General features: G+C 60.8%; 7 protein-coding genes. All 7 read left to right on the top strand.

The features are described 5' to 3' along the window. On the top strand, positions 1 to 1072 hold a 1072-nt coding region (locus F2P67_RS15165; protein WP_166221301.1), incomplete at its 5' end, for an efflux RND transporter periplasmic adaptor subunit. Continuing rightward, positions 1069 to 4170, top strand: coding sequence for a multidrug efflux RND transporter permease subunit (locus F2P67_RS15160; protein ID WP_166221299.1), 3102 nt, complete (start codon positions 1069 to 1071; stop codon positions 4168 to 4170). The genes F2P67_RS15165 and F2P67_RS15160, both read left to right, overlap by 4 nt. Positions 4171 to 4179: 9 nt before the next feature. After that, a complete protein-coding gene (locus F2P67_RS15155) occupies positions 4180 to 4857 on the top strand; it encodes a heavy metal response regulator transcription factor (RefSeq protein ID WP_166221297.1) in 678 nt (225 codons plus the stop codon). Further along, positions 4847 to 6211: a heavy metal sensor histidine kinase gene (locus F2P67_RS15150; RefSeq protein ID WP_102687556.1), complete on the top strand. Its 1365-nt coding sequence runs from the start codon at positions 4847 to 4849 to the stop codon at positions 6209 to 6211. Before F2P67_RS15155 ends, F2P67_RS15150 begins: the two co-directional genes overlap by 11 nt. 121 nt (positions 6212 to 6332) lie before the next feature. Then, positions 6333 to 6554 carry a hypothetical protein gene (locus F2P67_RS15145; protein WP_166221295.1) on the top strand — a complete coding sequence of 74 codons (222 nt, stop codon included), beginning with the start codon at positions 6333 to 6335 and terminating at the stop codon, positions 6552 to 6554. A 197-nt stretch (positions 6555 to 6751) separates the two neighbouring features. Further along, positions 6752 to 8068, top strand: coding sequence for an OprD family outer membrane porin (locus tag F2P67_RS15140; RefSeq protein ID WP_166221293.1), 1317 nt, complete (start codon positions 6752 to 6754; stop codon positions 8066 to 8068). Positions 8069 to 8257: 189 nt separating this feature from the next. Then, positions 8258 to 9766, top strand: a complete 1509-nt coding sequence (locus tag F2P67_RS15135; RefSeq protein ID WP_166221291.1) for a sensor domain-containing diguanylate cyclase — start codon at positions 8258 to 8260, stop codon at positions 9764 to 9766. Positions 9767 to 9779: the final 13 nt, after the last annotated feature.

Raw genomic sequence — 9779 nt, 5'->3', positions numbered from 1 at the left:
AACCAAACTCGCCACCCCCACCGCCATCCCCGTGCGAGTCATAGCGGTCAGCGAAAAAGACGTCCCCCGCTACACCAGCGGCATCGGCTCGGTACTCTCCCTGCACAGCGTTGTCGTGCGCCCACAGATCGACGGCATCCTTACCAAAATCCTCGTCAAAGAAGGCCAACTGGTGAAGGCCGGCGACCTCCTCGCCACCATCGACGACCGCTCCATCCGCGCCAGCCTCGACCAGGCCCGCGCCCAACTGGGCGAAAGCCAGGCGCAACTGCAAGTCGCTTTGGTCAACCTCAAACGCTACAAACTGCTCAGCGTTGACGACGGCGTCTCCAAGCAGACCTACGACCAGCAACAAGCGCTGGTCAACCAACTCAAAGCGACCGCCCAAGGCAATCAGGCTTCGATTGACGCGGCGCAGGTACAACTTTCCTACACGCAGATTCACTCCCCGGTCACCGGTCGCGTCGGTATTCGCACGGTCGATGAAGGCAACTTCCTGCGCATGACCGACACCGCCGGCCTGTTCACCGTCACCCAGATCGACCCGATTGCCGTGGAGTTCTCCCTACCCCAGCAAATGCTGCCGACCCTGCAAGGCCTGATCAACGATCCGCAGCGCGCGCAGGTCAAGGCCTACATCGGCGCCGACACCGACGGCGAAACCGGCAACCTGCTCGGCGAAGGCCACCTGACCCTGATCGACAACCAGATCAACGCCAACACCGGCACCATCCGCGCCAAGGCCGAATTCGACAACGCCAGCCAGAAACTCTGGCCCGGTCTGTTGGTGACGGTAAAAATTCAGACGGCTCTGGACAAAGATGCGCTGGTCGTCCCGCCCACCGTCGTACAACGTGGCCTCGACCAACACTTCGTTTACCGGGTCAACGGCGACAAGGTTGAAGCCGTGCAGGTGCAGATGGTTTATCAGGGCAGCGGCCAGGACATCATCAAAGGCGTGAAGGCCGGTGACGTCCTGGTCACCGACGGCCAGTCGCGGCTCAAGCCCGGTTCGACCGTGCAGGTCATGAGTGAGCCGCCGCAAGTGGTACAAGCGGAGCCGAAACCATGAAGGCGCACAAAGGCGTCTCCACGTGGTGCATCAACCACCCGGTTGCGACGATTCTGCTGACCATCGCGCTGGTGCTGGTCGGTGCGATTGCCTTCCCGCGTTTGCCAATCGCCCCACTGCCGGAAGCGGAATTTCCGACAATTCAGGTATCCGCACAATTACCCGGCGCCAGCCCCGATACCATGGCCTCGTCCGTGGCCACGCCGCTGGAGGTGCAATTCAGCGCCATCCCCGGCATGACCCAGATGACCTCCAGCAGTGCCTTGGGTTCGAGCCTGCTGACCCTGCAATTCACCCTCGACAAAAGCATCGACACCGCCGCCCAGGAAGTCCAGGCAGCGATCAACACCGCCGCCGGCAAGCTGCCGAAAGACATGCCGACGCTGCCGACCTGGAAGAAGGTCAACCCGGCCGACAGCCCGGTACTGATCCTCAGTGTCAGCTCGACTCAGATGCCCGGCACTGAACTCAGTGACCTGGTGGAAACCCTGCTCGCCCGTCAGATCAGTCAGATCGACGGCGTAGGCCAAATCAACATCACTGGTCAGCAACGTCCGGCGATTCGTGTTCAAGCCTCGGCTGACAAACTCGCCGCTATCGGCCTGACCCTCGCCGACATTCGTCTGGCGATCCAGCAGACCAGCCTCAACCTGGCCAAGGGCGCGCTGTACGGCGAATCGAGCATTTCCACGCTGTCGACCAACGACCAGTTGTTCCATCCCGAGGACTACAGCCAACTCATCGTTTCCTATAAGGATGGCGCCCCGGTTCACCTGCGTGATGTCGCCAAAGTCGTCAACGGTTCGGAAGATGCCTACGTGCAAGCCTGGGCCGGTGACCAACCGGGGGTGAACCTGGTGATTTCGCGCCAACCCGGCGCGAATATCGTCGAGACGGTGGACCGAATTCAAACCGCCCTGCCCGGTCTGGAGGCCATGCTGCCCGCCTCGGTGCAGGTGAAAACCCTGATTGACCGTACCCAGACCATCCGCGCCTCGCTGCATGAGGTCGAGATCACGCTGATGATCGCGATCCTGCTGGTGGTGGCGGTGATGGCGCTGTTCCTGCGCCAGTTGTCGGCGACGCTGATTGTGTCGGCAGTGCTCGGTGTGTCGCTGGTCGCCAGTTTCGCCCTGATGTACATCCTCGGTTTCAGCCTGAACAACCTGACGCTGGTGGCCATCGTGGTGGCCGTGGGGTTTGTGGTCGACGATGCGATCGTCGTGGTGGAAAACATCCACCGGCATCTGGAGGCTGGCGACGACATGCGCGAAGCGGCGATCAAGGGCGCGGGCGAAATCGGTTTCACCGTGGTCTCGATCAGTTTCTCGCTGGTAGCGGCGTTTATTCCGCTGCTGTTCATGGGGGGCGTGGTCGGGAGACTGTTCAAGGAATTCGCCCTGACCGCAACCTCGACCATCATGATTTCCGTGGTGGTGTCGCTGACGCTGGCGCCGACCCTTGCCGCATTGTTCATGCGCAAACCAGTTCATCACGCCAACGACAAACCGGGGTTCAGCGAACGCCTGCTTGGCTGGTACGAAAAAGGCCTGCGTCGCGCCCTCGCCCATCAGAAACTGATGATTGGCGTGTTCGGTTTGTCGCTGGCGATGGCCATCGCCGGTTACATCTTTATCCCGAAAGGTTTCTTCCCGGTGCAGGACACCGGATTCGTCCTCGGCACCACCGAAGCCGCTGCAGACATTTCCTACGGCGACATGGTGAAAAAACACCTGGCGATGGCTGAAATCGTCGCCGCCGATCCGGCCGTACAAGCCTTCTCCCACTCGGTCGGCGTGTCCGGTAGCAACCAGACCATCGCCAACGGCCGCTTCTGGATCGCACTGAAAAAACGCGGCGACCGTGATGTCTCGGCCAGTCAGTTCATCGACCGCATCCGTCCCCAGCTTATGAAAGTGCCCGGCATCGTCCTTTACCTGCGCGCCGGCCAGGACATCAACTTAAGCTCCGGCCCGAGCCGTGCGCAGTATCAATACGTGCTCAAGAGCAACGACGGGCCGACTCTCGCCACCTGGACCCAGAAACTCACGGAGAAACTGCGCAGCATCCCGGCGTTCCGCGACATTTCCAACGACCTGCAACTGGGCGGCAGCATCACCCACATCAGCATCGACCGCAGCGCCGCCGCGCGTTTCGGCCTCACGGCAAGCGACGTCGATGAAGCACTGTATGACGCCTTCGGCCAACGGCAAATCAACGAGTTCCAAACCCAGGTCAACCAGTACAACGTGATTCTGGAACTGGACACTCAGCAACGCGGCAAGGCCGAAAGCCTCAACTATTTCTACCTGCGCTCGCCGCTGAGTGGCGAGATGGTGCCGCTGTCTGCGCTGGCCAAATTCGATGCACCGACCATTGGCCCGCTGTCGATTGCCCATGACGGCATGTTCCCGGCCGCCAACCTGTCGTTCAACCTTGCGCCCGGCGTGGCGCTGGGCGACGCGGTGATTCTGCTCAACCAGGCCAAGGCCGAGATCGGCATGCCGACCGCGATCAGCGGCAATTTCCAGGGCGCGGCGCAGGCATTCCAGAGTTCGCTGGCCAGTCAGCCGTGGCTGATTCTGGCGGCGCTGGTGGCGGTGTATATCATTCTCGGCGTGCTGTACGAGAGCTTCGTGCACCCGCTGACAATCATTTCGACGCTGCCGGCGGCGGGTCTCGGTGCGGTGATCATGCTGTGGATCTGCGGCCAGGACTTTTCGATCATGGCGTTGATCGGGCTGGTGTTGCTGATCGGTATCGTCAAGAAGAACGGCATTCTGATGATCGACTTTGCGCTGGAGGCTCAGCGCAATCGCGGGCTGGCGCCACAGGATGCGATCTTCGAAGCGTGCCTGACGCGGTTCCGGCCGATCATCATGACCACCCTCGCCGCGTTGCTCGGCGCATTGCCGCTGATGCTCGGTTATGGCACCGGCGCCGAGCTGCGCCAGCCGTTGGGGATCGCGGTGGTTGGCGGTTTGCTGGTCAGCCAGATGCTGACGCTGTTTACCACTCCAGTCATATACTTGTGGCTTGAGCGGCTGTTCCACCGGCCCAAACCACTGCCCGTAGCGGCACTGGCGACCACAGACTGAGGCAGGGTCATGCGCGTTCTGATTATCGAAGACGAGGAAAAAACCGCGGATTATCTGCACCGCGGTCTGACGGAACAGGGTTACACCGTGGATCTGGCCCGCGACGGCGTCGAAGGCCTGCACCTGGCGCTGGAAAGCGACTATGCGGTGATCGTCCTCGACGTCATGCTTCCGGGCCTCGACGGCTTCGGCGTACTGCGCGCATTGCGTGCGCGCAAGCAAACCCCGGTGATCATGCTCACCGCCCGCGAGCGCGTCGAAGACCGCATCAAAGGCCTGCGCGACGGTGCCGACGATTACCTCGGCAAACCGTTCTCCTTCCTTGAACTGGTCGCACGCCTGCAAGCGCTGACCCGCCGCAGCGGTGGCCATGAACCGGTGCAAGTGAGCATCGCCGACCTGTGGATCGATTTGATCAGCCGCAAGGCGACCCGTGCTGGCACGCGACTGGATCTGACTGCCAAAGAGTTCTCGCTGCTCAGTGTATTGGCGCGGCGTCAGGGTGAAATCCTTTCGAAAACCGCGATTGCCGAGATGGTCTGGGACATCAATTTCGACAGCGATGCCAACGTTGTCGAAGTCGCGATCAAACGCCTGCGCGCCAAGCTTGACGGGCCGTTCGACGAAAAACTGCTGCATACCATTCGCGGCATGGGTTATGTGCTGGAGAGCCGTGATGTCCAGTAACTCTATCGCCCTGCGCTTGAGCGGCATGTTCACGCTGGTGGCGCTGCTGGTGTTCCTGTTGATCGGCGGCGCGCTGTATCAACAAGTGGACAAAGGCCTGGGCCTGCTGCCGGAAGCGGAGCTCGATGCGCGTTACAGCGTGCTCGAATCCGCGCTCAACCGCTATGGCACCCCCGAGCATTGGGTGAAGATCAACGCCAAGCTCAAGCTGCTCGGCGAAGAAGACAAACGCATCCGTTTCTGGGTGGTCAGCGGCAATCCGGGGTACGAATTTGGCGAGCCGGATGCCTTGATCCGCGCGTTTGCCCAAGGCCCGCTGGGCATGCGCGATCTGCAACTGCCCGACCATCCCTACCCGCTGAAAGTGTTGCTGACCGAACTGCCGGCCAAGGATCAGCGCCCGCCGCTGCGCTTCATGATCGGCATCGATACCGAAACCTTTCACCAGACCCAGCATCAGTTGCTGATCGCGCTGGTCAGTCTGGCGGTGATCGGCGTGCTGCTGGCCTCGGCCTTGGGTTACTGGGTGGCGCGGATCGGCCTCAAGCCGCTGATCAAACTGTCCCACGAAGCCCAGCGTTTGGCACCGCCGTTGCGGGCCGGGCGCCTGCGTTTGTCGCCGCTGCCGCCGGAGCTCGAGCAGTTTGTCGACTCGTTCAACTCGACACTGGAGCGGGTTGAACAAGCCTATTCACGGCTGGAATCCTTCAACGCCGACGTCGCCCATGAGCTGCGCTCACCGTTGACCAACCTGATCGGCCAGACCCAGGTCGCCCTCACTCGCGGGCGCTCTGCCGAGCATTATTTCGAAGTGCTGCAATCCAACCTCGAAGAACTGGAACGCCTGCGCTCGATCATCAACGACATGCTGTTTCTGGCCAGCGCCGATCAGGGCAGCAAGGCCACCAAACTGACCTCGACCTCGCTGGCCGATGAGGTGGCGACTACTCTCGAATACCTCGACTTCATCCTCGAAGATGCGCAAGTCCAGGTTCGGGTAAGCGGCGATGCGCAGGTGCAGATCGAGATCGCTCATCTGCGCCGGGCACTGATCAATCTGCTGAGCAACGCGGTGCAACACACCGCACCGGGACAGGTGATCGAAGTGCAGATCGCGGTCGAGGAACATCAGGTGAGTATCGGTGTGGCCAACCCCGGCTCGCCGATTGCCAGCGAGCATTTGCCGCGCTTGTTCGAGCGTTTCTACCGGGTGGATGCGTCGCGCAGCAACAGCGGCAACAATCACGGGTTGGGGCTGGCGATCGTCAAGGCGATTGCGCTGATGCATGGGGGGGATGTGTTTGTGCGCAGTGATCGCGGAATGAACACCTTCGGGATTCATTTGCCCGTCTGAGGACCGAGATCATTGCCATTCCCGCAACAGTCATTTATGAAAATCGCGCTGTTTCCCGTCGCCCGGCAACCTTATCTTTGCCCGCACCAAACAGCACTCGCCAAGCGAGAAGGTTTTCAAGATGTCCAACAGTATGGGTATTGCCAGCGTTTTCGTTTTGTCCTCATTGATCCTGTCGCCGATGGCGATGGCTGAAGAATCGCAGGCGTTCGTGACGCAAAATGTCGCTCGCGCTCAGGCATTCAATCAGCATCAGGCCGAAGTGATGGCCAAGGCTCAAGACGCCACGCAAGCCCCTCAGGCCGCTACTTCCCAGGCTCAGGCAGCCGAGAAAGACAGCTGAGTCGCGCACCGCTCAAACGATTCCCTCGACGCGGTTGTTTGGCTCTTCCCGTTCAACCGTCGTCATTCCAGGCCGCTGATATTCAGCGGCCTTTTTTCGTTGTGGTGTGAAAGCCGTTTGGTTCGTCTGTAACAACAAGAAACATCATGCACCTCAAAACATTGAAGTGTCAGTTGACCCAAGGAGCTTTACCGCACGTGCGTTACCCAGTCCGCTTCACCCCGTTGTTCATTGCAATTGCCGCAACGATTGCCCCCGCCGTTCACGCCGACGAACCTGGCGCGGAGGGCTTTGTCGAAGGCTCGAGCCTCAACCTCAACGCCCGCAACTACTACATGAATCGCAACCGCCTGCAAAAGACGGACGACAACATTGAGTGGGGCCAGGGTTTTCTCGGGGTCTTCCAGTCGGGTTATACCGAGGGCACGGTCGGCTTCGGCATCGATGCCCACGCCATGCTCGGGCTGAAGCTCGATGGCGGTGGCGGCACGGACGGTTCGAGCATCCTGCCGATCAGCGATGGCAACGGCAAAGCACCGGGCGCGTTTTCCACGGCGGGTGGTACGCTGAAAATGCGCGCGTTCGACACCGAGTTGAAGGCCGGTGATCTATTCCTCACCAACCCGGTGATCGCCGGCGGTGACAGCCGTATGCTGCCGCAGACCTTTCGCGGCGTCAGCCTGACCAATCACAGCTTTGATGGCTGGCTGATTGAAGGCGGCCAGGCCAGCTTCACCAAACCGTACAACCAGAGCGGCCGCACGCGTATCGGCACCTCTTACGGCGAGTTGGCCGATGGCGACGAGAGCCGGCACCTGAACTGGGCTGGTGTGTCCTGGAGCGGTGTCGAAGGCCTGACCAGCAACCTCTACGCTGCCGAACTGAAGGACATCTGGAACCAGTACTACTACGACCTGGATTACACCTGGCAGGTGAACGAACTGGTCAGCCTCAACCCGGGCGTGCACTTCTATCACACCCAGGACACCGGCGATGCGCTGCTCGGCAACATCGACAACAACACCTACAGCCTGCATTTCACTGTAGGTATCGGCAGTCACAGCGTCACCGCCGCCTACCAGCGGGTCAACGGCAACACGCCGTTCGATTACATCAGCCAGGGCGACAGCGTTTACCTCGACAACTCGCAGCAGTACTCGGACTTCAACGGCCCGAACGAACGTTCGTGGAAGCTCAAGTACGCGTACGACTTTGCCGGTGTCGGTGTACCAGGCCTGACGTCGGCGGTGTCCTACTCGCGCGGCACGCTGGATCTGAGCAAGGTCGACCCGGACAGCAAGGGGTATTCCAAGTGGTACAGCGCCGACGGTGACAACGCCAGGCACTGGGAGCGCGACATCGACTTGAAGTACGTCGTACAGAGCGGTCAGGCCAAAGACCTGTCGATACGCCTGCAATGGGCGACCAACCGGGGCGGCAACGGCTACGGCTTGCTGGACACCGACACCGATGAATATCGCGTGATCATCGACTACCCGATCAACGTCTTCTAAGATCCGCACTATCACACCCGATTCAAACTGGGTGACGTACCCTGTGGGCGGGCTTGCTCGCGAATACGGTCCATCAGTCGAGATCCATGTTGCCTGATACTCCGCATTCGCGAGCAAGCCCGCTCCCACATGGGTAAGTGGCGTCAGTCCAACTACGCTTACAAGACCTTCCAACCGATAGCCCCCATCATGATCGCGAGCCGTACCCCACCTGTTGCGGGCAAGACCGGGCGCCCCGAGCTGCTGCTGATTTGCGGCAGCCTGTTGAGCGTGATTGCGATTGTGTGCATCGTCACCTTTCTGTTGATTCGCGAGCACGCCAACGCTCGCGAATCGGCGACGCGCAGCGCCACCACCATCGCCCAACTGATTGATGCCGATGTGCTGCGCACGGTCGAGCTGTACGACCTGACGCTGCAAGGCCTGATCGCCGCCGCGCAACGCGATGACCTGCAAAACGTCTCGCCGCAGATCCGTCATCTGGCGCTGTTCGACCGCTCGACCACGGCGCGCTTCAAGGGCGACATTCTGTTGCTCGACAAGCACGGCGATGTGGTTGCCGACTCTTCACGGGTCGAACCGAAACCGGGCAATTTCGCCGACCGTGACTACTTCCTCGCCCACGCTTTCAACCGCGATGTCGGCATGTTCATCAGTCGCCCGTTCAAGACCCGTTGCGACTGCGATGAGGCCAACCAGTGGCGCATCAGCTTCAGCCGACGGATGTCCTCAGACACCGGCGAGTTCGTCGGGGTAGCCGTGGCGTCGATGAAACTCGACTACTTCGACCAGTTGTTCAACAGCCTCGATATTGGCAAGGACAGCACGCTGAACATCATCGATAACGACGGTGTTCTGCTGGCGCAGAAGCCTTATCTGCAAAGTGATTCGATCGGCAAGAGTTTCGGCAACCGGCCCAACGTGATACGGATCCTGCGCGACAAGGATGGCAACGGCAGTTTCACCAGCACCTCGAGCATGGATCAGCAACAGCGTCTCTATACCTATTCGCGGGTCGGCAATTTACCGCTGACCGTGATGGTGGCGTTGTCCAGCGATGAAGTGTTCGCCACCTGGCGTCGCACCGCGATGCTCATCAGCGGAGCCACTGGCGTCTTGTGTCTGGGGCTGTTGTGGCTGACATGGCTGCTCGCCCGGGAACTGCGTTTGCGCCAACGGGCCGAGCGCGAACTGGCACAACTGGCGGCCACCGATGCACTGACCGGCGTGGCCAACCGGCGCATGCTCGATCAGTCGCTGCGCCACGAGTGGTTCCGCGCCCAGCGTTCAGGCCTGCCGATGTCGGTGATGATGATCGATGCCGATCACTTCAAGGCGTTCAACGACCAACATGGCCATCAGGCCGGGGATCAGGCTTTGCGCGAGTTGGCCAAAGTCATCACGGCGAGCGTGCGACGGCCAGCGGATCTGGTGGCACGGTATGGCGGTGAGGAGTTTTCGGTGATTCTGGCCGAAACCGACAGTCAGGGCGCGCTACGCATCGCCGAAAACATTCGTGAAGCGGTGGAGCAGCTACCGCTGGTCGAGGGTGCGCAGGTGCCGATGACGGTGAGTATCGGCATCAGTTCCTGGACGACGGCCAGCGTGATGACGCTGGAGCAATTGTTGTTTGCGGCGGACAAGGCGTTGTATCAGGCCAAGGAAGGTGGGCGTAATCGCGTGGTGGTGGCTGCCTGACTGGCGATTCAGC

The sequence above is a fragment of the Pseudomonas atagonensis genome (assembly GCF_011369485.1).
In the GTDB taxonomy this organism is placed as follows: Bacteria; Pseudomonadota; Gammaproteobacteria; order Pseudomonadales; family Pseudomonadaceae; genus Aquipseudomonas; species Aquipseudomonas atagonensis.
This window is presented reverse-complemented; position numbering and strand designations above follow the sequence as displayed.

Coding starts and splice junctions, on each gene's coding strand:
- F2P67_RS15160 (WP_166221299.1), top strand. CDS start 1,069: ATGAAGGCGCACAAAGGCGTCTCCACGTGGTGCATCAACCACCCGGTT.
- F2P67_RS15155 (WP_166221297.1), top strand. CDS start 4,180: ATGCGCGTTCTGATTATCGAAGACGAGGAAAAAACCGCGGATTATCTG.
- F2P67_RS15150 (WP_102687556.1), top strand. CDS start 4,847: ATGTCCAGTAACTCTATCGCCCTGCGCTTGAGCGGCATGTTCACGCTG.
- F2P67_RS15145 (WP_166221295.1), top strand. CDS start 6,333: ATGTCCAACAGTATGGGTATTGCCAGCGTTTTCGTTTTGTCCTCATTG.
- F2P67_RS15135 (WP_166221291.1), top strand. CDS start 8,258: ATGATCGCGAGCCGTACCCCACCTGTTGCGGGCAAGACCGGGCGCCCC.